Genomic DNA, 24,732 nt, shown 5'->3' with positions numbered 1-24,732 from the left:
GCTCCTTGATCCACCCCCCTATTGCCGGGCGCTCTTAGGGCATCCGGAATCCGTGACTGTCGCCGGCGCTCACTGCGTGACCGTCTCGGCGGGTGCCCGTGGTACCTGTTCGCCTTCGCCTTCGCGTGCGGCCAGCCAACGCTCCGCATCCAGCGCTGCTGCGCACCCGGTGCCCGCCGCCGTGACGGCCTGCCGGTAGATGTGGTCGACGACGTCACCGCAGGCGAAGACGCCTGAAAGGTTGGTAGTGGTCAAGGGATGGTCCACCACGATGTACCCGGCCTCGTCGAGCTTGAGCTGCCCACGAACAAGCTCCGACCGAGGCTCGTGGCCGATGGCGACGAACAGGCCGGTCGCGGGGATATCGTCCGTCTCGCCAGTCACGGTGTCGCGCACTGTGACGCCGGTGACCGTGTCGTCGCCGAGGATGGCCTCGACCACGGCGTTCCACCGAAAACGGATCTTCGGGTTGGCTAGCGCGCGTTCCTGCATGATCGCACTTGCCCGCAGTCGGTCTCGCCGGTGGATGATCGTCACGGACCGGCCGAAACGGGTCAGGAACGTTGCCTCTTCCAAGGCCGAGTCACCGCCACCGACGACGATGATGTCCTGGTCCCTGAAGAAGAACCCATCACAGGTCGCGCATGCCGACACGCCGTGGCCGAGGAGGCGGGCCTCGTCCGCGAGGCCCAGCATGCGGTAGGAGGAGCCGGTGGCGATGATCACAGTGCGGGCGAGGTATGTCTTGTCCGAGACGGTGATGATTTTCGGGTCGGCCCGCAGATCGACCTCGGTGACGTCGTCGGCAATGAGTTCCGCGCCGAACCGTTCGGCCTGGCGCCGGATGCCCTCCATGAGTTCGGGGCCCTGGATGCCCTCGGGAAAGCCCGGGAAGTTCTCCACCTCCGTCGTGGTCATCAGCGCGCCTCCGGCTGAGACGGCACCCTCGAAGACCAGCGGGCGCAGGTTCGCGCGCGCCGTGTATATCGCCGCGGTATAGCCGGCCGGGCCGGATCCGATGATCACGACGTCGCGCACATCCGGATCGTTCGATCCGAGCCCGCTGCTCTGCGCGGTCACATCTCCACCTGTCCTTTCGGGTCGCCGGCCGTTGCCGGTGAGGCCGTGCGCCTGCCACAACCGTCCCACTGCGCGCCCGATTCCCGGGGCACCGGTCACGGTCCGGCTAGATCTACTTGAGATCGCCGGCGGCGCGTACGAGCATCATCGCGCCGCCTTCGGCCGGGTTGGCCTGGGTGGGGCCGCCGGCGGCGCGTAAGAGCATCATCGCGCCGCCTTCGGCCGGGGAAAGGTCATTATCGGGAAGCGGTTGTGCTGTACCACAGGGCCGCCGTCATGTTGGTGACGTTGCACCGCTCGTCGAGCACGGCCACCTGCAGTTGGTCGGTGTCATTCGGGCTGGACAGGACGACCAGCACGGCCGGCTGCCCGTTGAAGGTCACCAGATCGAGTGCGGCGATGGTCCCGCCCGTCTGCGCGGCCAGGGTGACGTAGCACAAGCGCAGGTCCGGTTGGGTCATCTCGGTGATGACAGACGCGACCGCGGCGGATGGATCGGTCGTGGCAGCGCCGTCTTCGTGCAGTGACACCCGGAGCGTTCCCGGTATCCGTCCGGTCACCAGATCGAGTGCGTGCTGGGGAATCTCGGCCATGGTCACCGGGCGCCCGGTATGCGCGAGGATGGCTGAGGCCGTGTCGGCGACCGCACCGGGTGCAATCTCGCCAGCGGAGCTGTCTCCCGCGGTAGAACGCGGCGCCCGCGCCGTCAGCGGTGCGGCCGCCCGCGCCGGCAGTGGTGCCGCCAGCCGGCTGCTGGCCTCACTGGCGGTGCTCTGAGCGGGATGGTGGGCCAGCGTTACCACGAAGCTGACCATGCCCACCACGACGATCAGGCAGGCCGCCGCTGTGAACCACGCCGGGATCCCCGGGGGCCGGGTCGGAACCCGGGTTGGAATCCGCCCCGGTCGCCATGATCTCGACAGTGTCCGTTGGCCGGCGGCCGGGTTGCGGCCATCCCGGTGCTGCCCATCCCGGTGCTGGCCATTGCGGTGCTGACTATTGCGGTGCTGACCGTCCTGCTCCGAAATCAGGGCGGCGCGCAGCCTCTCGGCGACATCCTCGGGCATCGTCACCGACGCGAGCGCCGCGAGATCCCGACGCACCTGCCGCAGCGCGGTCACGGTTTCGCGGCACTGCGGGCAGGCCCCGACATGCAGGGCCACGCCGGATGGCGAATGGTCGCCCTCGGCATAGGCGTCGAGGCGCTCAACATCCGGATGTTGATCAGCTACCATCGCTGGTCACCTCCTCCGGCCGCGTCGGATGCATTGACGTGCCTGCTCTGACTGACGGAATCGAGCGCCGTAGGGTTCCCAGGACGCAGGTAGTCGAGCATTACAGCCAGCTTTGTGCGTCCTCGCGCGCACCGGCTTTTCACTGTGCCCACCGGCACGGCGAGCAGCGCGGCCGCATCCGCGACCGAATACCCCAGGACGTCGACCAGCACCACCGCCAGCCGTAGCGCTTCGGGCAGCCGGCTGAGTGCGGCGTCGACAGCGAGCCTGGTCTCACCCTCGGCCATGGCGTCGCGCGGTTCGGCCAGTTCGCCTTCGCCGTCTGTGGGCAGCCGAACCTGTGGTCGAGCCGCCCGGCGACGCAGCCGGTCCAGGCAGGCGTTGACCACGATGCGGTGCAGCCAGGTAGCCACCGACGCCTCACCCCGGAATGTCGCGGCACCGCGGTAGGCGCAGAGCATGGCCTCCTGGACGGTGTCAGCGGCGTCCTCGCGGTCGCGTAGCATGCCGACCGCCACCGTCCACATGCGGTTGCCGTGGGCCCGAACCAGCGCGGCGAACGCGTCCGGATCGCCGTCGAGATGCCGGCGGAGCAGGTCCCGGTCCTGTTCGGCCTGTTCTGGCGCAGGAGAGAGCGCAGTGTCGCCGACCGCACCTGCGGGCGCTTCACCCGCGGGCGCTTCAGACGTGGACGCTTCACCCGCGGACGGTTCGGACGTGGTCATCGGACGACGGCCCGGGGGCGGGGGACCGTGGCCCTACGAGTGGAAGGACACGTCGACGATCGAACCCTTGAAGCGCCCGTCTGAAGCCGTCGGCAGCTTGGTCAGCCACACGACCCAGTACTGGTGGGCGGCTGTCGCCGGGACCGACACGGTGGTGGCTGTGCCGGCTGGGGCAGCGGCCTCGGAGACGACAACCGGGTAGCCGTTTATGTCGTTGACCGCTGCATCACCGGCCCGTAGCTCAAACGAGGTTGGACCACCGCCAAATGTGATCGTCATGTCGCGGACGATGACGGGCTGGCCAAAGTCCAGCCGGAGACCTACCCCGCTCTTGGGCAGCCCGCCGAACTGCCTGCCGTCGGTGTTGTTATAGCCACTCGTCGTCCAGGACGTGGCTGGATTCCCATCGATCGCCTTCGGCGCATCGCTGTTGTTCTCGTCGCCGTCAGATCCCTGGGGGTCGAACGCCGCGACGGTGGGCTTGAGAACGACACCCACCGCCGTGGTCGCTGACGCGGTCGGTGTCGGCGCGGTCGTGATCTTCTTTTGCGGAGCGCGGTTCAGCATGGTCATCGCGACGACGACGAGGGTTACGGCGACCACAAGCGCGACCACGATCGCCAGGATGCGGCGTGGCGACCATGAGGTCCCCTTGGAGTACGGAGAGCCTTTGGCACCGCGTCGCCGGGATGCGGCGCGCTGCTGTGTCGGCAACCGTTCCAGCCCGCCGTTGGGATAGCCGCTGTTGGCGGGATAGCCGGAGCTGACCGGGTAGGCGTCTCCCGCACTGCCGCCGCGCGAGCCGCCACCCCTGGGGTAACCACCGTTCGGGTCGGGGTTCTGCCCGGCCGGACCCTGCCGTCCACCGTCCACCGGGTGCCCGGTGGCGGCGTACTCGGTGGACGGGGACCCTGAGGCCATGGCGCGGGTCATCGGCGGCTCGTCGTCGATGCGGACCCGCCCGAGGTCGAGGGTGCCCTCGGGCGGCGCGATCTCCTCGAGGGCCTCGGCGAGCTCCGCGGCGGATGCGATCGGCGGGCGGTGCGCCCGGTCGTCCCCGAGCGTGGCGAGGGTGAGCGCGTCGAGGTTTCGGGGTACGCCCGCCCGCACCTGGCGGGGTGAACACGCCCGTCCGTCGCTGGTCGGCGGCGCTGTGGGTAGCCCGCACTCGCGGTCCAGCGGCCACCGTCCGGTCAGCGCCGAATACAGCAGACCACCCATCGCCCGGACGTCGTCGGCGGCCAGGTTGGTGGAGTCGGCCCATGGTTCAACCTGGCTGTGCGCGCCTTTCTCCAGGGCGGCGACGACCGAGCCGGTACCGAGGTCGACCACCTTGACCATGCCGTGGTGCGAGATGATGACGTCGCTGGGCCGCAGGTCGCCGTGGTGGATGCCGCGCTCGTGGGCGGCGGCGAGCACCCGCGCGACGGCCAGCATCACGGTCGCGGCCTGGTCCGGCCGCAGCGGGCCCTCGGCGGACAACGCCTGCAGGGAGGTGCCCTCCACCCATTCACTCACCACGTAGGACACCGGACCGGCGCCGGTGGTGGTCGAGGTTGCGTCATAGGTCGATGCCGCGCCCGGGTGAACCAGCCGGCCGGAGGCGATGGCTGCGGACAACAGCATCTCGGCGGCGCGATCATGCGCCGCCGCCGCGGAGTCGTGCGCGTCCGGGCTGAAGCGCTGCACCACGCGGACGGCGACGGGGCGGGCGAGGATGCGGTCGTCGCCGCGCCACAGGGTGACCGGACCACGCGCGTACATGACTGACAGCAGTTGGTATCGGCCGTCCAGCATGGTCTTCACCGGAAGTGTGTCAGGCCCCGGCGGCGGCATCGGGCCCGTCTCATCCGCAGACGGAGAGTGGGACCCAGGTGCCGCCATGGTGTCGGCCCGGCGGGTTGCGCTGCTCGTCACATCTTCATTGACGTCAGCCAGCGGCGGTCGGTTGTGCCCGTCGACCACTGTGCCTCCGTCATCACCGACGCGCCCGGCTGTCGTAGCCGGATGCAGCTTGTTCAGTGTACGAGCCCCTGGCCTGCCGATCGGTGATTGCACCGGTTGCGATTGGAATCAGTGCGCAGATCGGGAACCGAACCGGCTACGTACAGTCGTGACAAGCGCCGCCATCTCCGCCAGTCGCATCCGGATAATAGTCGTAAGGTATATTATAGTGCCAACCGTGCAGGCGAGGAGCACGCTCACGCCGGAACCGACCCAGCCCGAACCAATGATCATACGCACTCCCGAGGCGACGGCTGCTGCCACCACCGCGCTCAGGCCGCCGGCGATGGTCACCTGAGTGAGCATGCGAGCGATCCGTCCGCCGTCGATGCCGCCGAGGCGAGCCTGCAACAGTGTTGACGAGGCTGCGACACCTACCAGGTAGGACGCGGCAAAGGCCAGTGCCAGCGCGACCGACCGCTGCCTGTCGGGCAGCAGTGAGCTCAGCGCGACCGCGCATATGATATTTGTAGCCACGACACCTATGTTGATCAGTGCGGGTGTGCGGCTGTCCTGGTGGGCGTAGAAGGCCCGCAGCTGCACCTGGAACAGCGAGAACGGCACCAGGGCGACGGCGAAGGCGGCAAGGGTGTCGCCGATCCGCAGGGCGCCGGCGTAGTTCACGGCGCCGTGGTCGAAGACCGTGACCGCGATCGGGCGACCCAGCGCCAGCAACGTGAGTGCTGCCGGCACGATCACGACGCCGGCCAGGCGCATCCCGGTCGAGAGATCCTGGCGGACGAGGTCGCGCCGGTTGTCGGCGGCGTGTGCGCTCATCCGCGGCAACAGCGCAGTGATCACCGATACGGCGATGATCGCGTAGGGTAGCTGGAAGATCTGATATCCGTACGTGTAGATGGTGTACGCCGTCGCGGAGCTGGACAGCCGCACGATGACCAGGTACCCGACCTGGCTGACCGCCACGTAGAGCAGCGTCCAGCCGGCCAGCCGCACCGCCTGGCGCAGCCCGGGGTGGGACAGGTCCAGCCGCGGCCGGTAGCGGAACCCGACCGCACGCAGCGACGGCAGCAGGGCGAATGTCATGACCACCACGCCGAGGGTCGTGCCGCCAGCCAGCACCGTGATCTGGGCATTGCTGATCCCGCCGACGGTGGGCGGCCTGGGGCCGGGCACGAAGATGAACGCCATGCAGGTGGCGATCACGATCAGGTTGTTGAGTACGGGCGCGAACATCGGTGCGGCGAACGACTGCCGCACATTGAGTATCGCCCCGATCGTGGCGCCCAGGCCATAGAAGATCACCTGTGGCAGGAACCAGCGCAGGAACGTGACGGCGAGGTCCCGCTCGGCGCCGCCGGCGGCCAGATAGGCGTTGATGATGAGCGGGGCGGCCACCATCGCGACCACCACCGCCCCACCGAGCGCCAGCACCACCAGGGTGAGCAGCGAGGATGCGAACGCCTCGCCCTGGTCGGGGTCGTCCTTGGCGGCCCGGACGAGTACCGGCACGATGACGCTGGACAGCACTCCGCCGAGCAGCAGGTCATAGAGGATGTTCGGGGTGGTGTTGGCGACGTTGTAGGCGTCCCCGGCCGCGCCCGTGCCGATGGCCGTCGCGATCGCCACCGTCCGCAGGAAACCCGATGCCCGGGACGCGACCGTGCCGATCGCCATCGTGCCGCTGGCTCGACCCAGGGTCATCGCCCCGCGGCCGGCGGACTTCGCCGGGCCGCCGGTCGCCGGGCCGCCGGTCGCCGGGCCGCCGGTCGCCGGGCCCCGTCCCGGCCGGACCTGGTGGGGCGCGCCCAGGTGTGTTTCCTGGCGCGGTGTGAGGTGCTGGGGCCGGGCTGGCGGCGCGGCTGGCGGCGCGGCTGGTGGCGCACCGAAGGGTCCCGACGTCTGGGTGGTCGGCCCGCTGGGATCGAAGTCGGATCGTCTGCGATGTCGGGCGGGCGGCTTCCTGGTCCCGTCTCCGGGTCCGGCCGTCACCGCCGTGCTCCCTGGCCCCTGGTGGTTCCCTGGCCCCTGGTGGTTCCCTGGCCCCTGGTGGTTCCCTGGCCCCTGGTGGTTCCCTGGCCTCCGGTTCCCTGGCCTCCGGTTCCCTGGCCTCCGGTTCCCTGGCCTCCGGTTCCCTGGCTCCCGGTTTCCCTGTGCTCGGCGACTTTTTCGTTCCTGACGCCTTCCGGGCACCCGGCCCTCTCCGTGTTTCTGACCGCGTTGGTGGCGCGGACGAGCCGCTCCAGGCCGTCTCTGCGGTACTCACCGGTCCGGCGTGCGTCTGCCCGGTGCTCCTCGGCTCGTGGGTCGCGCGAAGCTGGCTCCGCGACCGTCCGGCGTGCGCATTCCAGCGTGTCCGGACTATCCGGAAGATCATGAATATCCGCACCTTGCGGCGGGAGCGGGTCGGCGGGAGGTTGCCGGCGCAGGGCCCGCAGCCGACGGACCAGCCGAATCGCCACGGCGAATACGAGAACGGCCAGTGAACCGCCGGTTATCGCCACGGCGATGACCCCGAAGACCGTCGACTTCACCAGGATCCGCAGTGGCGGACCGGCCGACAGCGGTCGGCCGGCGGGAGTGAGTATCTGGATGTCCACGGGGAACGTACCGGCACCTTCGGCATCGACGTCGACCTCGATCTGCTCCTTCTGCAGGGCGGGTACTATAAGTACCACTCTTGTCGCTGATCGTAGTCGCGAGTGGTCTGTGGACGCCAGGGAGAGGACCACGTTGACAGTAAACGTGGTGTTGTTCTCGAGGGTGACCGGAACCTTGCCGTGTTTGCTTGTCAGCGACACGCTCCGGGACGCGACCACCCGGATGCCCTCCCGCAGGGCGCGTACCGCCCCGGCGACACCCGAGCTCAGGGTGTCCGCGCCGTCCGTGCCCGCGGCGCCCATCCGCCAGGCGACCGACTCGGTTGCGGTGAGGGTGTTCTCCATCGCGTCAATGCCGGCGGCCGTGCAGTTGCGCAGTCCCGGTGACCCCGAGCCCTGTGGACACAGTACGGACTTGAGGGCCTGTACCTGATTGCGCAGATCCTCTGCGGCGATCATCCGGGTGCCGGGCAGCTCTGCCGCCCGGGCCCAGTCGGGGTATCCGAGGGGACCGCGTTCGCCGCTCGCGGCAGCCGAACCCGCCGCGGTACCCGCCGCCGGTGTCCCGATCAGTGGCACCGGCCGGGAGAACGGGGTCGACAGGCTGCCCAACACCTCCTGCGCCCAGTCGGCCGGCGGGTCCCAGTAGCGGGGCAACGCCAGCGTCTGTGCCCGGGCGAGACCCGGACGCTCGGCTGTGATCATGGCGAGTTCGGCGATGAGATCGTGGAAGGACTCTGCCTGGGTCGAGCGATCGGGCGGTGTCGTGGTCCCGGTCGCGAGCCTGGCCAGTTCCGTGTCGGCGGCCAGTGCCCGGGTGACACCACCGGACGTCGCGATGGTGGTGCTCGCCGCGGGGGTGTAGCCCTTGTCCGGGTCCTTCGGCGGCAGCAGGCGTGCGTCCGTGATCACGGTGGTGACACCCATCCGGCGCAGCAGGTCGAGCGTGGTCTGGTCGACCAATCCGCCGGCGGGGTAGGCGATCGTCGTGTCCGGTGTGCGACCGATGGCGTTGGCGATGACGGTCTGGCCGGTCAGCAGCGCCACCAGGATGCTGTGGAACTCCTGCGCCCGGGTCAGCGCCACGACGTCGACGTCGCCGTAGGGTAGGGCGAAGATCGTGCCGCCCGCGTCCGCGAACGCCTTCAGCTTTGCCAGGAAGGTCGCGGCATCCCGGCTCGGGCGTCGGGGGCTCGGACCGGACGGTGTGGCCACCTCGTACGGGCCGTCAGCGATGATTTTCAGGGTCTGCACGAGGACCGGGTCAACCGCGAGGGTGACGGTCGGTGCCTGCTCGCCCTGGGCCGCAACGACGGCGTTCAGCAACCGGTCAAGGCGGCCACCCGGTGCGACGAGGTCGGTCAGACCATCGTCGGTGAGCCGACCGTCCGCGCGCAGCCGTGGCACGTCCGCGAGCGGCAGCACAACCGAGATCGGCGTGGGCGCGGTGACGTCGACGGGTGCCCAGACCAGGAAGGTGTATGTCGTACCGACAATTCTGCGCTGGCCGGCTACCGTTCCGGTCGCGGTGATCCGCACCGGGTACACCTTCAGCGCCGCAGGCAGGTTCAGGCCGGCCGGGTTGGTGCTTGCGGTGAATGCCGCCGGCAGCGCGCCCGGCACCAGCGGGCTCGCAATCGGTTGGGAGGCAACCGCCGTCGGGTAGCTCAGCGCGGCCGCCGCGCCCGTGTTGGCGCGTAGGTTCGCGAGGTCACCGCGGCTGGACATCGAACGGCCGAGGTCGACCCGTACCTCAAGGTTTGAGACCTGGACAGTCCCGGTGAGTTTCAGGCGGCCCGTCACCTTCAACGGCGACTGGGGCCTTCCGATCTGGGTGAACTCGTCGATGTCGATACGTACCGGTTGTTCGGAAGCGTTCGCGGGAGTGGTCGAGGCCACGAGTGACGATCTGTTCAGCCGTGGGCTCGAAAGGCCTGGCCGGGCTGGGGACAAACCTGTGGATACCCGGGTCGAAGCTGTGGATACTCCGGTGGATTCTGTGGACGCCGGGTCTGGCTGCGCGCGGACCGAGGTTGTTTCCAGCGTCAGCATGGCGAGTGACATCAGGATCAAAGTGATCATTCTGATGCTCCGGAACGTCAGAGAATCACCGCGGTGTGTCACGTGGTGTCCGTGAGAATGCCGGGCACCTGGCTCAGGAGCCTGCGTTCGTCGTCGTAGGCAAGTAGTTCGCGGACCTCCACCAGCGGGACCCAGGCGACTTCGCTGACCTCCACATCGGCGTCCGACAGCTCCCCGGCTGTCCGTAGCAGAAGATAGTGGTGAACGGTCTTGTGCACGCGTGCCCGTCCGGCCACGAACCAGAAGTCGATCGTGCCGAGCCGACCGAGTACCCGTCCGGTCACACCAGTCTCCTCCGCCACCTCCCGAACCGCTGCCTGTTCCGCGGTCTCGCCGCCTTCGACGTGCCCTTTCGGCAGCGACCACAACAGTCGGCCACGGCGGTCACGGCGCGCGATCAGCGCTGCGTTCGCCATTTCTGAAGGGTCATCCAGGACGAGCCCGCCCGCCGAAGTTTCCTCTACCCGCCGAAGTCGCCGACGAGGGGATGTCGAGGACGGGGACATGAGCTGATCGTACGAGTCGTCCGCGTCACACCCGCTGTGCACGGTCACTGTCGGACATAGGCTCCGCCATCGCGCTGACGCCGGTCCTGCCGTGGTGGATCGCCGGCGATTGCGCGTCGACGGGTGGCCGGCCGGTGGAGGGCAGGGGCGGCCGATACGCTGAAAGAGTGTCGGTGATCTGCCTGGACAACCCACGTGACTCCGCGGAACGGGCTGTCAGTGCCCTTCTCAAGGTACCGGCTCCCGCCGACGACCTGGGGCGGCTCTTTGCCGGTGCCGGCCACAGCCTGTACCTCGTCGGTGGTTCGGTCCGGGACGCACTGCTCGGCCGCCTGAACGTCGACGCCGCGGCCGATGGCCTGGGTGTGGCCGATCTCGACTTCGCCACCGATGCCCGTCCGGAGCGTGTCCTTGAGATCACCCGTGGCTGGGCGGACGCCACCTGGGAGGCCGGGATCGCGTTCGGAACCGTCGGTCTGATCCGCCACGGGGTGCGGTTCGAGGTGACCACCTACCGCACTGAAGCGTATGACCGGACATCGCGGAATCCGACAGTTGCCTACGGTGACACGCTGGAAGGCGATCTCGTCCGTCGCGACTTCACCGTGAACGCGATGGCGGTGTCCGTGCCCGGCCACGAGTTCATCGACCTGTTCGGCGGCATGGCGGACCTCGCCCGCAAGGTGCTGCGGACCCCGGGTTCCCCCGAGGCGTCCCTGGACGACGACCCGCTGCGCATTCTGCGGGCCGCCCGGTTCGAAGCGCAGCTCGGGCTGATCCCGGTCGGCGAGCTGGTCGCGGCGATGCGCTCCAGGACACCCCGACTGACGATCGTCTCGGTCGAACGCATCCGGGATGAGCTGCGCAAGCTCATGGTCGGCGCCGACCCGGTGGCCGGGTTGGAACGGTTGGTGGACATCGGGGTCGCGGACATCGTCCTGCCGGAGCTGCCCGCACTGCGGATGGAGATCGACGAGCACCACCAGCACAAGGACGTCTACACCCACACCCTGACCGTGTTGCGCCAGGCGATCGCGCTGGAGGACCCGCTGCCCGACGGTGGCCCGGACGAGGTGCTGCGCTGGGCCGCCCTGCTGCATGACATCGGCAAGCCACGGACCCGCCGGCACGCACCCGGCGGCGGAGTCTCCTTTCACCACCACGAGGTGGTCGGACGCGACATGACCCGCAAACGGCTGGCGGAGCTGCGGTTCCCCAAGGACGTCGCGGACGCGGTCACCCTGTTGGTGTTCCTGCATCTGCGGTTCCATGGCTACGGTCGCGGCGAGTGGACCGACGCGGCGGTCCGGCGGTACGTCCACGATGCCGGGCCGCAGCTGTCCCGGCTGCACAAACTCGTCCGTTCGGACTGCACGACGCGCAACCGGCGCAAGGCCGAGATGCTGGCCGCGACCTACGACACGCTTGAGGAGCGGATCGCCCGGCTGTCCGAGCGCGAGGAGATCGCCGCGATCCGCCCGGAACTCTCCGGGGACGACATCATGGAGCTGTTGGGCCTCTCGCCCGGGCGGCTGGTCGGCCAGGCGCGGGCGCACATGCTCGATTTCCGTTTCGAGGCGGGTCTGGTAGGACGGGAAGCGGCCGAGACCGAACTCCTGCGCTGGGCACGGGAGAACGACGTCCCGCTTCCCGGCGACCTGCCTGACCTGCCTGACCTGCCTGACCAGGCAACCTAGCTCGACCCGCCCGCAGGCCCACCACATCGGGCGGTCCCTTTCAGTGGGCCGCCCGATGTGGTGGGCCGGCTTTCGAATCGCACTCACACCCTGCGTTCCAGCCGTTCACACGCGGCGCGGTCACGATCGACTTCGTTCCTCTGCCGAGTGGTTCGGGATGCGAGCCGCCGGCGGCGTGGAAGAACGAACGTCGCGCCGTTTCCGGCTCCGCTCGGAGGACGGAGAAGGAGGCATGTGGTGTCCGCACGACATCGACATCTCGGACGGCGGGCGCGGTTCGGCATCGCCGGCGTACTCGGCGTCATTGCGATGGCAGCCGTGATTATTCCCGTGGTGCGATCCGGGCCATCCGCGAGGAGTTCCGCGCCGCTGGCCGCGGTGAACGTGGCGAAGAGCGACAGTCGGCCGAATTTCGTGTTCATCCTTGCCGACGACCTGGACGCGACCACCTCGCCGTACTGGGAGGCCATGCCGCACACGGCCGCCCTCATCCGGGACAGTGGGCTGACGTTCACCAACAGCTTCGCTCCGACGCCCATCTGCTGCCCGGCTCGCGGCACGATCCTGACCGGAAAGTACGGCCACAACACCGGCGTGCTCACCAACTCCGGTGACGTCGGTGGTTGGGCCACGTTCGCGGCGAACGGTAACGAGGAGAAGACCTTCGCCAAATACCTGCATGACGCCGGGTACCGCACCGGTCTCGCCGGAAAGTACATGAACGGAATCGAGAACGAGCCGGAGCACATTCCGCCGGGCTGGTCGGAATGGTATGGCAGCGTCAACAACAATTTCTACACCGGATACAACTACACGCTGAACGAGAACGGCACGATGGTGCAGTACGGCGGTCCGGACAATCCGGCCAACTACTCGACCGACGTAGTCGCCGCCAAGTCCACGGACTTCATCCGCCGGGCCGCCACTGACGGCACGCCGTTCTTCTGGTACGCGGCGTCCACCGCGCCGCACCTGCCCCTGCCACCGGCGCCTCGGGACGCCAACAACCCGTTTGCCAGCGCCACCGCTCCGCACAGCCCGAACTTCCTCGAGCCCGATGTCTCGGACAAGCCGTGGTGGCTCTCGTCCAGCGCGACCGAGCGGTCCGCTCTGGTGCTGGCCACCAACAACTGGGACTACCAGAACCGGATGGGGTCGCTGTACGCCCTCGACGACATGGTGGCGAACATTGTGACTACCTTGCGTGACACCGGAAAGCTGGACAACACCTATCTCGTCTTCACCTCGGACAACGGCTACAACCTCGGTTCGCACCGTCTCGTCCAGAAGATGGCCCCGTACGAGGAGTCGTTGCGGGTGCCGTTGGTTGTCGCCGGACCCGGCATCAAGGCAGGTACGGACAGTCACATGGTCGCGCAGATCGACCTGGCGCCGACCTTCCTGGAGCTGGCCGGGGTGAGCGTTCCAGCCGACGTCGACGGGCAGTCGCTCGCCGGCATGCTGCACGGCCAGCAACCGCCGTCGTGGCGCAGTGACCTGTTGGGGCAGTATGCGGGCCCCGGCGAGGACGGCCAGGACGGGATCGCCGCCGAGCAGGTGACCAACGCGACCGCTCACTATCTGGACCTGCCACCGTGGACAGGTCTGCGGACCGAGCGTTACCTCTACGTCCGCTGGTATGACGTCGACCGGGCGCCCAAGGTCCACCAGTACGAGCTTTACGACCTGGCGGCCGACCCGTACGAACTCACGAACCTGCTCGCCACCCCGGCGGGTATGGCACAGAACGCGGCTCTGGTCGCCCAGCTCGACGCGCGGCTGAACCAGCTAGCCACCTGCGCCGGAGCGTCCTGCCGGACCTGACCGGACCTGACCGGACCGACCGGACCGAACTGACCGGACTGACCGGAGGTGGCCGGACCGCGTCACCGACCCCGGACACAGCACCCCGAACACAGCACCCCGGACACAGCACCGCCCCGCGGAACTCAGGCCGCGGGGCGGTGTCGGTTGGGCGGGCATTGCCTGTGGAAAACTCACTTTTCTTGTGGACAATTTGCTTGCAAGCAGTTCATCTGCGCTATCCTGATCGCATGGCTACTCCAGAACCGGTCTGCTATGACCTCGAGGTCGTCGTTGACGACCACCTCGTCTCCGAGCTGGAGCGTCACGGCGTCCCGCGAGGCCGCCGCGCACGTCTCCACCTCGAGCTCGTCCCTGCCGTAACCGGGATGGACGCCGGCCCCGCCTCCGACGGGTCCGGTTGGCCGCCGCCATGGTTCGCCAGCTTCGACGGCGATCCGGACCTTGGCGAGCGGGCCAGTGAGATCGTCAATGCGACTGTGGGGTCACATTGATCGTTGATGCAGGGCCGATCGTGGCGGCTGCCAACCGCAAGGATCGCCATCATGCTGCGAGCCTGGATCTCCTCAGTCCGGAGAAGGGGCCGTTCATCGTTCCACCGCCGGTTGTCGCAGAGGTTTGTCACCTTCTCCAGAGGGACGCGGGCCCTCGTGTCGAAGCACAGTTCCTGCGGTCGTTTGTCACCGGTCATTTCGCTGTCGTCGAACTGAAAATTGCGGATCTTGATCGTATGGCGGATCTCGTTGATCGGTATGCGGACTTCCCTCTCGGTGGGGTGGACGCGTCGGTCATCGCGCTCGCTGAGCGGTTGGGCGTCACGGAGATCGCCACGCTGGACCGCCGTCACTTCGGCGTCGTCCGGCCGAAGCACGTTGAAGCCTTCACCCTCCTGCCGAACTGACCTGCCGAACTGACGTTCACGGTGACGTTGCGTCACATCCGAGGGTCGGGCGGTGCCAGCGGGGGCACGGCTCGGACGCATGACCGGCTGGGTCCGTAGGCTCATGCTGTGGCGCGGGCCGGAGATCTGCGACAACTGTTCGAGCTGACCGGATTCCGGCGGCTTTTCAGCTCCCGACTGACCTCGCAGACGGCGGACGGGGTCTTCCAGGCGAGTTTGGTCAGCTATGTGCTGTTCTCGCCGGAGCGGGCGACCTCCGCCGCGGCGCTGGCGACATCGCTGGCGATCGTGGTGCTGCCGTTCAGTGTCATCGGACCGTTCGCCGGGATCCTGCTCGACCGGGTGTCGCGGCAGCGGGTGCTGGTGGTCAGCGCGCTGGCCCGGGCCGTACTGCTCGCCATCCTCGTCGTGCTGATCGCCGCCGGCCATACCGGTGCCGACTTCTATGCGGCCGCATTGGCGGTGGTGAGCGTCAACCGGTTTGTGCTCGCCGCGCTGTCCGCGGGCCTGCCGGTGGTCGTCCCTGCGGGGCGGCTCGTCACGGCGAACGCCGTATCGACGACCGCCGGCACGCTTGCGACCCTCATCGGCGCCGGTATCGGCAGTGGTCTGCGGGGGCTGATCGGCGGGGACGACGCGGGTGTCGCCTTTGTGGCTGCGCTCTCCGGCGTCGTCTACCTGCTTGCCGCGGGGACCGCCGCCCGAGCGGGCCGGGGCGAGTTCGGCCCCGTGCACGCCACGCCCGGGCAGGGCGTTCTCGGCGAGGTCGGGCAGGTGGTCCTGGAACTGGCGGACGGAGCGGGTCACCTGTGGCGGCGGGCGCCGGCCCGGTACGCCCTGGCCGCCTTGACCGGTTCCCGGGCGTCATATGGTCTTACATCGGTTATGGCGATCCTGCTCTACCGTAACTACTTCACGGGCGCCGTCGGAGGTCTGGCGGGCCTTGCCCTGCTGGTGGGCGCCGGCGGGTTGGGAACGGTCACGGCCGCCTTCGTGACGCCGCGGGTGACCCGCCGGGTCAGCAAGCAGATGTGGATCATCTTCGTGCTGCTCGGCGCCGGGATCATCGAGATCTCCCTGTGTCTGCCGTTCAGCTCGGCGCTGTTGATCGTCGCGTCGGTGCCGATCGGGTTCGCCGCCCAGGCCAGCAAGATCTGTGTCGACACGATCGTGCAGGAACAGATCGACGACGCCTACCGGGGGCGCGCCTTCGCCCTCTACGATCTGCTGTTCAACGTCGCCTACGTGGCCGCTGCCGCGCTCGCGGCGATCACCCTGCCGGCCACCGGCAGGTCGGCGGTTATGGTGCTGGTCGCCGGAGCCGGGTACATCGTGTGCGCGCTGCTGTACCTGAGCAGGCGGACGTCCGACCCGTCTGACCCGTCTGATCTGGACGGCTTCGGGGGAGTGGAGGTCCGCCGGTTGCCGACAGCCGCAGCGCAGCCGAGCCCGATGACAACGGTTCCCACCAGGACTGCGACCTGACGCCTGACGCCTGACGCCTGATGCAGCTGACCGCGGTCAGACGGTGAGCGACGACGAGAGTGGCCCGGCCGCCCCCTCCGGGTGGCCGGACCACTCTCGTACATCCCGGGTCGCCTTGCGCGGGACGCCTCGCCCGGGCGCTCTTACTCGCCGCGGATGAACGCCTCCAGCTTGTCACGTGCGACGTTGTCGCGGTACTGCTCCGGCGGCGACTTCATGAAGTAGGAGGATGCGGCGACCAGCGGCCCCCCGACACCCCGGTCAAGAGCGATCTTGGCGCAGCGAACCGCGTCGATGACCACACCGGCACTGTTCGGCGAGTCCCACACCTCAAGTTTGTACTCCAGGTTCAGCGGCACATCGCCGAACGCGCGTCCTTCGAGGCGGACATAGGCCCACTTGCGGTCGTCGAGCCAGGAGACGTAGTCGGACGGGCCGATGTGGATGTTGTCCCGGCCCATGTCGTGGGAGAGTTGAGACGTCACTGCCTGTGTCTTGGAAATCTTCTTGGACTCCAGCCTGTCCCGCTCGAGCATGTTCTTGAAGTCCATGTTGCCGCCGACGTTGAGCTGCATCGTGCGGTCCAGGACAACGCCCCTGTCTTCGAACAGCTTTGCCAGGACGCGGTGGGTGATTGTCGCGCCCACCTGCGACTTGATGTCGTCCCCGATGATCGGCAAGCCGGCCGCGCGGAACTTCTCCGCCCATTGCGCGCGGCCCGCGATGAAGACCGGCAGGCAGTTGACGAACCCGACGCCCGCGTCGATCGCGGCCTGGGCATAGAACTTCGCCGCGTTCTCGGAGCCGACCGGCAGGTAGCAGACAAGGACGTCGACTCGGGACTCACGCAGCGTGGCCACCACGTCCACGGGTTCTTCGTCGGATTCAGCGATCGTCTCGCGGTAATAGCGACCAAGGCCGTCCAGAGTGTGGCCGCGGGCGACGGTGACGCCCAGTGGCGGCACATCGGCAATCTTGATGGTGTTGTTCTCGCTGGCGACGATCGCCTCGGACAGATCGCGTCCGACCTTCTTGGCGTCGACGTCGAACGCCGCGACGAACTCCAGGTCCCGAACGTGGTACTGGCCAAGCTGGGTGTGCATCAGGCCCGGTACCTGCGCCGACGGCTCAGCGTCGCGATAGTACTCGATCCCCTGGACGAGGGATGCGGCGCAGTTGCCCACACCGACAATAGCGACACGTACCGAACCCATGACGGTCTGCTCCCTTTGGCTGTGTGTGAAGCGGTATTGGTTGTGGACGCTGGTGGGTGGGGCGGGGATGCGGGCCCTGCGGTGCCGCCGAACTACCCGGTGGGCGGGACTGCGTCGCCGTTGTCCTCCCGGCCCGGTGGCGTCGGCACGCTGGCCGGAAGGTGCGCGATCATTGATCCTCCTGCGCACCTGGAGACCCGGTTGATTGTGGAGCTGCGGGCAGGTCTGGTGGCAGCCCCGCGGACACGGCGGTCGGCGGTGGTTGCGTCCGTCCGGTCTCGGCCCGTTCGGTTTCGATCAGTTCAGTGAGCCAGCGGACCTCGCGCTCGACGGACTCGAGGCCGTGGCGCTGCAGCTCGAGGGTGTAGGAGTCGAACCGCTCGCGGGTCCTGGTCAGGGCGGACCGGACCTTCTCACGCCGTTCCTCCAACCGGCCGCGTCGACCTTCGAGGATGCGCAGTCGGACAGCCGCGTCGGTCTTGCCGAAGAAGGCGAACCGGACGCCGAACATCTCGTCCTCCCAGGAGGACGGCCCGCCCTCACCGAGTAGGGTGACGAGGCGTTCCTTGCCCTCGGCCGTGAGGGTGTAGACAACGCGGCTGCGGCCGCCGAGGCGACCCGCGGCACTGGAGTCGTCGGCGGTGACGTAGCTCTCGGCCGCGAGCTTGCGCAGGCATGGATAGAGGGACCCGTAGCTGAAACGGTGGAAGGTACCCAGCACGGTGTTCAGCCGCTTCCGCAGCTCGTAGCCGTGCATCGGACTCTCCGAGAGCAGCGCGAGGACGGCCAACTCCAGCATTGCCGCTCCCTCCACCGTAATCGACCTGGCGGTTGTCTGATCCAGCGAGTGCCTGAACCGATGGTTGTGATCTGGCTATTTTGATCTCGTCATGGTGATCTCGTCATGGTGATCTAGCGGTCAGACATATCGCTTCGATACATCGAGGATGCCACTTCGGGGAATCCAAGGCAACAACGGATGTCTGGTGTGGAACGGCGAGATGGTTGGATCGTGTCTCGGCCGGCCGTGGCACACCGTGTTCGGAGGGTTCTCCGGCACTCGGGGCGCATCTGTCCGGACCGTCTGCCGGGTCCCCGCATCCGGCGTACCGTCTTTGCCATGCGCCCACGGTCGGTTATCGACTACGCGCTCGCCCGGCGAGCGACACTCGCTGACCTGCATGCGGGCAGGGTGTCGACGACAGACGTCTGTGACGCTCACCCATATCTGCTCCGGGCAGCCAGATATCATGGCGAGGCGACCACCCGGCGCTGTCCGGTCTGTCGTAACGAACCTTTGATCAACGTGACGTACACCTACGGTGACGAGCTTGGCGTGAGCTCCGGGCGGGTCCGCCCCACCAGGGATCTGCCGGCGCTGGAACAGCGCTTCAGCGAGCTGAACGTCTATGTCGTGGAGGTCTGCACCTCCTGTGGCTGGAACCATCTGACCACGTCTTTTGTGATCGGGACCGGCCAGCCACGAGTCAGGCGGGGGAGCCGTCGGCGCACGGCAGACTAAGAGCGCCCGCACGCCCTTTGGCCGGGCTGGCTGTGTGGGGCCTCCGGGCGTGCGGAAAGGGCACGATCGCACGCCCTTTGGCCGGCTGAGGCAGGCTGAGGCCGGTTTTGCCGGAGCCGGTGTGGGTGCGTCCAGGTGGGGCGGCGTAGCGTCTCCCGGCAGCCACCGACCATGCGGGGTCCGTACCCCCTGCCGCAACGGACGGGACTGTCAGTGAGGCCACCCTACGATCGGGACGTGCACCCGCGCGACGATGACAACGCACGTACGCACGTGCGCCGTTCGTCGGTCCGCCGGGACCATCCCCGTACCGCCGGTTCGGGCGCGCCCGATCGTGGTCCCGACGGCCGGGGTGGGGCGCGCGACAGCCGCTACGACACGACGGACCGCGCCGCGATGGAACGCATCGGCGTCCGCGAGCGCACCGGCGACTCCACCACCTACGTGCGCCGCCCTCGCCCGGATGACGTGCCCGCCGCGGCTGCGGGTGACGCCCTTGATCAGGTCGGCGACCCCCCGGCCCGGCGTGCGGGTCGCCGCGCGGCCGCGTCCACGGTCAGGAAGGGCCAGGGCAAGCACGGTCCGATGTTCTGGCGAAACCGTCCACGGTGGTTGCGCCGGCTGGTCCTGCTCGGGCTGTTGTCCAGCGTGCTGATGGTCGCAGCCCTGGTGGCGCTCGTCCTGGCCTTCACAAAGGTGCCGCTGCCGGCAACGGTGAACACCGCCGAACAGACGTCGGTCATCACCTACGCCGACGGCCGGACCGAAATCGCCAAGATCGGAACGGTCAACCGGACGAACGTCCCGCTCTCCCAGGTGTCGGTGGACGCCCAGCACGCGGTGCTGGCCGCCGAGAACAAGAACTTCTACAGCGAGCCCGGCATCTCCCCGAAGGGGATCGCCCGCGCGATCTGGGTGAACCTCAGTGGTGGCGAGATCGCCCAGGGCGGTTCCACCATCACCCAGCAGTACGCCAAGAACGCCTATCTGACCCAGGAACGGACCTTCTCCCGGAAGTTCAAAGAGATCGCCATGGCGATCAAGATCGATCAGCAGTACTCCAAGGATGATGTGCTGGAATTCTACCTGAACACGATCTACTTCGGCCGTGGATGCTACGGCATCGAGGCCGCGGCCAAGACCTACTTCGGCAAACCCGCCAAGGACCTCACGGCCGAGGAGGGCGCGGTCATCGGCGGGCTGATCCGCTCCCCGAACGCTCTCGACCCGCGGGCGACCCCGGCCGCCGCCGAGCGTCGCTGGCACGAAGTGATCGACACGATGGCCGCCAAGGGATGGTTGGACGCGGCCCGCGCCGGTCCCGACAAGAAGCCACCGGTGACCAAGGAATGGGACAAGTCCAACGGCCTGGCGGTGTCATCGCCACAGGCCGCCTATATTCGTGACCAGGTCAAGGCCGAGCTGATCGCCGCCGGTATCACCGAGCAGCAGATCAACCTCCAGGGTCTGCGCATTCAGACCAGCATTGATCAGGGTCGCCAGACGGCCGCCTACCTGGCCGTCACGAACGTGCTCCAGAAGCCGTCCACGGCCGTGCCCGATCTGCGAACCGGGCTGGTCGCGGTCGAACCGAGCACCGGGCGGGTCCTTGCCTGGTATGGCGGTTCGATCTACGGCAAGGGTGCGAACGGCCAGACCTTCTGGGAGGACAACGTCTCAGAGGCGAAGGTGCCGCCCGGGTCGACGTTCAAGCCGATCACGCTGGCGACCGCCCTGACGCACGGCGCGAGCCTGAACTCGACCTATGAGGCCCCGGACGTGCTGAAGATTCCCGGAAACTCCGCCGACGGCACTGGAACCTACGTCGTTCACAACGACGAGGAACACGGCAACTTCGGCTATCCCAACCTGGTCAAGGCAACCGCGGAGTCCATCAACACCGTGTTCGTGCCACTCGGTATCACCGCCGGGATCGACAACGTGATCTCCACCGCGCGCGCCCTCGGCGTGTCCAAGGACGTCGCGCTCACCGACGACGCCGGGGTTACGCTGGGCCGGGACGGCATCAGCGCAAAGAACATGGTCGCGGTCTACAGCACCTTCGCGAACGGGGGCAAGGCGACCACCCCACACCTCGTCGACCGGGTCGTCGACGGCAAGGGAAAGGTCATCTACGAGGGTCCGACGGGATCGACGACCGCACTGTCGGCGAGTGTGACCGCGGATGTGACCTACGCTCTGCAGTCGGTCATCAAGGACGGCACCGGCAAGGCCGCGCAGTTGGCCGACGGCCGTCCGGTGGCTGGCAAGACCGGTACCACCGACAAGTTCCGGACCGCATGGTTCTGCGGTTATGTGCCGCAGGTGGCGGCCTGCGTGAACATGTTCCGCGGGGACGGCGGGGTGAGCAAGGAGACCGCGCTGACCGGAATCCCCGGGGCCATGAGCGGTGTCTACGGCGGCGGTTATCCCGCCAAGGTCTGGAAGGCCTTCATGGACGGCGCCCTGACCGGCGTGGCGCCGCAGCCCTTTGTCGCGCCGAAGTACGTCGGGACGGTCACGAACGCGTCACCGTCGCCGACCCCCGGGCCGAGCGTCCCGCCGCTGCCCGCGCCGGTGCCGTCAGTGGTGCTGCCGTTCCCCACGCAGTCGCGACCGACTCCGGAAAGCTCGCCCACCGCTGGCGCAACCACCCCACCCGGCCCGGTGCAACCGACAGTGACACCGAAGGCCAGACCATCGCCCACCAGCGGTACCGGTAACATTCTTCCGTTCCAGGCCGGGTCTGTGCAGTGAGCTCATGACGTCTGGCGGCAACCACTGAGCGCGAGACGCGCCCCGCATGGAAGCCATGCTGTTTCGGTGCCCCATGCTGGTCGGGTGAGAATGCCCCATGGTTGATGGCTGCCGGGAGACACATCCTGGGACGGATCCGGACGTGTCGCGTCCCACGGCGCCCGCCCGACGGGTGAGTCCGTCGGGCGAGGACCCCGTGGTTGCCGGTGCGAGCATGCTCATCGGTGGTCCGCCCGGGGCCCACGCCCGCATCGGTGTCAACCGGAGCTGGTGGACGCCACTGCGGGTCCTGATGGCCTTCACCGTCCTGATCTGCCTGCTGGCCTACGCCCAGAAGGCACCGTGCCGCGACACCCGCAACTGGTCGCACGAGTACCAGTACACGCGCATGTGCTACTCCGACGTGGTCGCCCTGTACGGCCAGGAGGGCCTGGCCAACGGCAAGCGGCCCTTCCTCGACTACCCCACCGAATACCCGCCGCTGATCGGCGCGGCCATGCAGTTCGCGTCATCCGTCGCCGGATTCGCCTCGCCGTCGCAGCCGGTGTACCGCGACGACGGTGGCCGCCAGGTTGTGGCCAGCTACACGATCGATCATCGAACAGCCACCTTCTATGACGTCACAGCTCTGTTGTTCCTGGTGGCGGCCTGCGTCGCGGTGTTCGCCACGGCCCTGACCGCGGGCAGGGCCAGAGCCTTCGACGCCGCACTGGTCGCGCTCGCGCCCGTTCTGGTGCTCCATCTCATGACCAACTGGGACATCCTGGCGGTGGCGTTCGCCGCCGCCGGCCTGCTTGCCTGGTCACGCCGAGCACCCACGCTCGCCGGCATCCTGATCGGGCTCGGAGCGGCGACGAAGTTCTACCCGGTGCTGTTCCTGCTGCCGCTGGCAGTGCTCACCCTGCGTGCGGGCAGAATTCGGCCCTTCGTCCGCACGTTCGTCGCGACCGTGGTGACCGCACTGGCGGTCTGGGTGCCCCTCTGGCTGGTTGCCGGGTACTTCAAGGGCGATGAACGGGTCGGCGACAGCATCTGGACGACGCTGTGGGCCGGTGGTGACTGGTTCGGCAAGCTCGGGGGCCACTGGGGCGACGGGACGAACGCGATGCTGCGCTTCGTCGACCTCAACTCCGAGCGCGGTCCGGACTGGGACTCCCTGGCCTTCGCCACGACCTGGCTGGCCAGCTCCTTTTCGACCCACATGTTCGGCGCCGTCCACCTGCTCACCATGGCGGTGGTCGGGATCGCGCTGGCCGTCATCGCCATCGCGGCGACGTCGCGATGGCCGGCCTGGCGCTGGCCGATCGTGCTGGTGGCGTGCACCGGGTGGCTACTGGTCGCGGCCTGTGTCCCGGCGGTGCTGACCGATGTCCGGGAGCACGGCATCCCCACCGGCAAACTCAACATCATTTCGATAGTCGTACTGGCGATGCTTCTTCTCGGCATAGCCGCGCTGGGATGGTTCGCGCCCCGGCGTCCGCGCCTGCCCCAGCTGTTGTTCCTCACGATCGCGGTGTTCCTGCTGACGAACAAGGTCTTCTCGCCGCAGTACACGCTGTGGCTGGTACCGCTCGCCGCGCTGGCCCGGCCACGGTGGCCGGCGTTCCTGGCCTGGCAGGCGAGCGAGGCATATGTGCTGCTCACCCGGTTCCTGCACTTCGTCTACAACGACACCAACGGGGCGTCCGGGATCGACCGTGGCTGGTTCGTGAGCGCCGTCGTCATCCGCGACCTCACCTTGTGTGTGTTCGCCTCGCTGGTCGTACGCGAGATCCTGCGGCCCGAACTGGACGTCGTCCGCGTCACCGGAGCGGACGACCCGGCGGGTGGCGTGCTCGACGGGGCGGCGGACCGGCGCAGTCGTCGGGCCATGCGCGCCACGGCGGACACCGCGACCGCGACGGACCGGGACGCGACGCAGGCCGGGCCGGGCGGATGGGCGGCGGCCGTCGGGGCTGGTCCATGACCGTGCCATCGGAAGATCCCCGCCCTGACCGGACCGGTCGCGCCCAACCGGATTCCGGCCTGGCCGCGCTGCCCGGGTCCGGTGCGCCCGGCATAGTCCGGACGTGGCTGAACTGGATTCCGCAAGCAGTCCGGGCGACCCTGCCGATCTGGTTCGTCAGTCGGGTCACGGTCATCGTGCTGTCCTTGGCCACATCCCGGGCACTGTCCGGTCAACCGGGTGCTGATCTGCCGGGCGTGTCGGCGCTGTGGAACCGCTGGGATGTCGGACTGTTCACCAAGGTCGCGCGGTTCGGGTACGAGTCCCCGATGTACACCGACCACACCGAGGTGGACTTTCCGGGCTACCCGATCGCGATGCGTTTCGCCCACCTGTTCATCGGTGACTGGACGGTCGCGGGGATGGCGGTCTCGTTCGTCGCGGGGGCCGTGGCGGTGGCGGCCATCTGGCAGATGCAGATCGATGACACTTCGGCCGCAGGAGCGTCCACCTCGACCGGACCGGTGGTTTCGGCGTCAATCGAACAGTCGTCCGGTGGGACCGGACCGGTGTCCGCCGGGACCGGACGGGCCGCCGCCGGGACCGGACCGGTGTCCGCCGGGACCGGACAAGCCCGCGGTGGGACCGGACGGGCCGCCGGCGGTATCCGGCTCTGGGCTGGTCCGGGTGACCAGGACCGCCGTGCCGCGGACTTCGCGGTCCTCGCGCTGCTGCTGTTCCCCTATGCGGTATTCCTCTGCGCCGGGTACTCGGAGGCGATCTTCCTCGGTTTTGCCACCACGTCCTGGCTCGCCGCCCGCCGCCAGCACTGGTGGCTCGCCGGCCTGCTCGGCGCCGGTGCAGCCTCGACGAGGGTCACCGGAATCCCCTTCTGCGTCGGGCTGGCGGTGCAGTATGTCGTCAGCCGGCGACGCGCGGGGCTACCGGTGTTCGCGACGTCGGGACTCGCGCTCGCGCTGCCTCCGTTGCCCGTCCTCGCCTTCGTCACCTACCTACGGGTGCGCACCGGACGGTGGGACTCCTACGCCTGGGCGATGCGGGTCGGCTGGCACCGGGACATCGACTGGCCCTGGGTGGGATGGCGGGCGACCTGGCATGGGGCCTTCGACGCGTCGCAGTCCTCGGCGTGGACCTGGTTCTGGCGTGGTGAGATGGCCGCCGTGGTCGTCGGCGTAG

The 24,732-nt window shown here is 68.3% G+C and carries 18 protein-coding genes; 9 read left to right on the top strand and 9 right to left on the bottom strand.

The features are described 5' to 3' along the window. Positions 1 to 69: 69 nt before the first annotated feature. The 7 genes from trxB to U9979_RS24805 form a co-directional block, all read right to left on the bottom strand. Entirely contained in the window at positions 70 to 1,080 is a 1,011-nt protein-coding gene (gene trxB, locus U9979_RS24835; RefSeq protein WP_322781193.1) for a thioredoxin-disulfide reductase, read from the bottom strand. Between the two features lie 236 nt (positions 1,081 to 1,316). Next, a complete protein-coding gene (locus U9979_RS24830; protein ID WP_322781192.1) occupies positions 1,317 to 2,315 on the bottom strand; it encodes a hypothetical protein in 999 nt (332 codons plus the stop codon). Next, positions 2,309 to 3,040 (bottom strand): RNA polymerase sigma factor SigM, encoded by a 732-nt coding sequence (gene sigM / locus U9979_RS24825; protein WP_322781191.1) that lies wholly within the window; start codon positions 3,038 to 3,040, stop codon positions 2,309 to 2,311. Before sigM ends, U9979_RS24830 begins: the two co-directional genes overlap by 7 nt. 33 nt (positions 3,041 to 3,073) lie before the next feature. Continuing rightward, positions 3,074 to 4,837, bottom strand: coding sequence for a protein kinase family protein (locus tag U9979_RS24820; RefSeq protein WP_322781190.1), 1,764 nt, complete (start codon positions 4,835 to 4,837; stop codon positions 3,074 to 3,076). Between the two features lie 276 nt (positions 4,838 to 5,113). Continuing rightward, positions 5,114 to 6,994, bottom strand: coding sequence for a murein biosynthesis integral membrane protein MurJ (gene murJ, locus U9979_RS24815; protein ID WP_322781189.1), 1,881 nt, complete (start codon positions 6,992 to 6,994; stop codon positions 5,114 to 5,116). Beyond that, positions 6,991 to 9,684, bottom strand: coding sequence for a DUF6049 family protein (locus U9979_RS24810; protein WP_322781188.1), 2,694 nt, complete (start codon positions 9,682 to 9,684; stop codon positions 6,991 to 6,993). Before U9979_RS24810 ends, murJ begins: the two co-directional genes overlap by 4 nt. 38 nt (positions 9,685 to 9,722) lie before the next feature. Further along, positions 9,723 to 10,190, bottom strand: coding sequence for an NUDIX hydrolase (locus tag U9979_RS24805; protein WP_322766437.1), 468 nt, complete (start codon positions 10,188 to 10,190; stop codon positions 9,723 to 9,725). Positions 10,191 to 10,363: 173 nt separating this feature from the next. Between U9979_RS24805 and U9979_RS24800 the strand changes: the two genes are divergently transcribed. The 5 genes from U9979_RS24800 (at position 10,364) to U9979_RS24780 (ending at position 16,097) form a co-directional block, all read left to right on the top strand. After that, positions 10,364 to 11,887, top strand: coding sequence for a CCA tRNA nucleotidyltransferase (locus tag U9979_RS24800; protein WP_322781187.1), 1,524 nt, complete (start codon positions 10,364 to 10,366; stop codon positions 11,885 to 11,887). Between the two features lie 237 nt (positions 11,888 to 12,124). Then, positions 12,125 to 13,711, top strand: coding sequence for a sulfatase (locus U9979_RS24795; protein ID WP_322781186.1), 1,587 nt, complete (start codon positions 12,125 to 12,127; stop codon positions 13,709 to 13,711). A gap of 230 nt (positions 13,712 to 13,941) precedes the next feature. Then, a complete protein-coding gene (locus U9979_RS24790) occupies positions 13,942 to 14,205 on the top strand; it encodes a hypothetical protein (protein ID WP_322749177.1) in 264 nt (87 codons plus the stop codon). Then, entirely contained in the window at positions 14,202 to 14,612 is a 411-nt protein-coding gene (locus tag U9979_RS24785; protein ID WP_322781185.1) for a type II toxin-antitoxin system VapC family toxin, read from the top strand. Before U9979_RS24790 ends, U9979_RS24785 begins: the two co-directional genes overlap by 4 nt. Positions 14,613 to 14,720: 108 nt before the next feature. After that, positions 14,721 to 16,097: an MFS transporter gene (locus U9979_RS24780; RefSeq protein ID WP_322781184.1), complete on the top strand. Its 1,377-nt coding sequence runs from the start codon at positions 14,721 to 14,723 to the stop codon at positions 16,095 to 16,097. Between the two features lie 143 nt (positions 16,098 to 16,240). On the opposite strand, the gene U9979_RS24775 is transcribed toward U9979_RS24780, so the two are convergent. Together U9979_RS24775 and U9979_RS24770 are read right to left on the bottom strand one after the other, a co-directional pair. Next, entirely contained in the window at positions 16,241 to 17,311 is a 1,071-nt protein-coding gene (locus U9979_RS24775) for an inositol-3-phosphate synthase (protein WP_322749180.1), read from the bottom strand. Positions 17,312 to 17,480: 169 nt separating this feature from the next. Further along, complete coding sequence (locus tag U9979_RS24770) at positions 17,481 to 18,110, bottom strand: PadR family transcriptional regulator (protein WP_322781183.1); 630 nt, start codon at positions 18,108 to 18,110, stop codon at positions 17,481 to 17,483. A 321-nt stretch (positions 18,111 to 18,431) separates the two neighbouring features. Between U9979_RS24770 and U9979_RS24765 the strand changes: the two genes are divergently transcribed. The 4 genes from U9979_RS24765 to U9979_RS24750 all read left to right on the top strand — a co-directional run. Beyond that, a complete protein-coding gene (locus U9979_RS24765) occupies positions 18,432 to 18,833 on the top strand; it encodes a DUF5318 family protein (protein ID WP_322749182.1) in 402 nt (133 codons plus the stop codon). A 237-nt stretch (positions 18,834 to 19,070) separates the two neighbouring features. Beyond that, positions 19,071 to 21,590, top strand: a complete 2,520-nt coding sequence (locus U9979_RS24760) for a transglycosylase domain-containing protein (RefSeq protein WP_322781182.1) — start codon at positions 19,071 to 19,073, stop codon at positions 21,588 to 21,590. Between the two features lie 142 nt (positions 21,591 to 21,732). Further along, positions 21,733 to 23,556 carry a glycosyltransferase family 87 protein gene (locus U9979_RS24755; RefSeq protein WP_322781181.1) on the top strand — a complete coding sequence of 608 codons (1,824 nt, stop codon included), beginning with the start codon at positions 21,733 to 21,735 and terminating at the stop codon, positions 23,554 to 23,556. After that, a partial coding sequence (locus U9979_RS24750; RefSeq protein WP_322781180.1) for a hypothetical protein occupies positions 23,553 to 24,732 on the top strand: 1,180 nt, incomplete at its 3' end. The genes U9979_RS24755 and U9979_RS24750, both read left to right, overlap by 4 nt.

It is taken from the genome of Protofrankia sp. Cas4, from assembly GCF_963555915.1.
GTDB lineage: Bacteria > Actinomycetota > Actinomycetes > Frankiales > Frankiaceae > Protofrankia.
The sequence above is the reverse complement of the archived record's forward strand: the minus strand, read 5'-3'. Positions and strand labels throughout refer to the sequence as shown.

Excerpts from the sequence above, each read along its gene's own strand:
- U9979_RS24820 (WP_322781190.1), bottom strand. The coding sequence starts at position 4,837 with ATGCTGGACGGCCGATACCAACTGCTGTCAGTCATGTACGCGCGTGGT.
- sigM (WP_322781191.1), bottom strand. The coding sequence starts at position 3,040 with ATGACCACGTCCGAACCGTCCGCGGGTGAAGCGTCCACGTCTGAAGCG.
- U9979_RS24830 (WP_322781192.1), bottom strand. The coding sequence starts at position 2,315 with ATGGTAGCTGATCAACATCCGGATGTTGAGCGCCTCGACGCCTATGCC.
- U9979_RS24790 (WP_322749177.1), top strand. The coding sequence starts at position 13,942 with ATGGCTACTCCAGAACCGGTCTGCTATGACCTCGAGGTCGTCGTTGAC.
- U9979_RS24775 (WP_322749180.1), bottom strand. The coding sequence starts at position 17,311 with ATGGGTTCGGTACGTGTCGCTATTGTCGGTGTGGGCAACTGCGCCGCA.
- U9979_RS24765 (WP_322749182.1), top strand. The coding sequence starts at position 18,432 with ATGCGCCCACGGTCGGTTATCGACTACGCGCTCGCCCGGCGAGCGACA.
- U9979_RS24810 (WP_322781188.1), bottom strand. The coding sequence starts at position 9,684 with ATGATCACTTTGATCCTGATGTCACTCGCCATGCTGACGCTGGAAACA.
- U9979_RS24805 (WP_322766437.1), bottom strand. The coding sequence starts at position 10,190 with ATGTCCCCGTCCTCGACATCCCCTCGTCGGCGACTTCGGCGGGTAGAG.
- U9979_RS24770 (WP_322781183.1), bottom strand. The coding sequence starts at position 18,110 with ATGCTGGAGTTGGCCGTCCTCGCGCTGCTCTCGGAGAGTCCGATGCAC.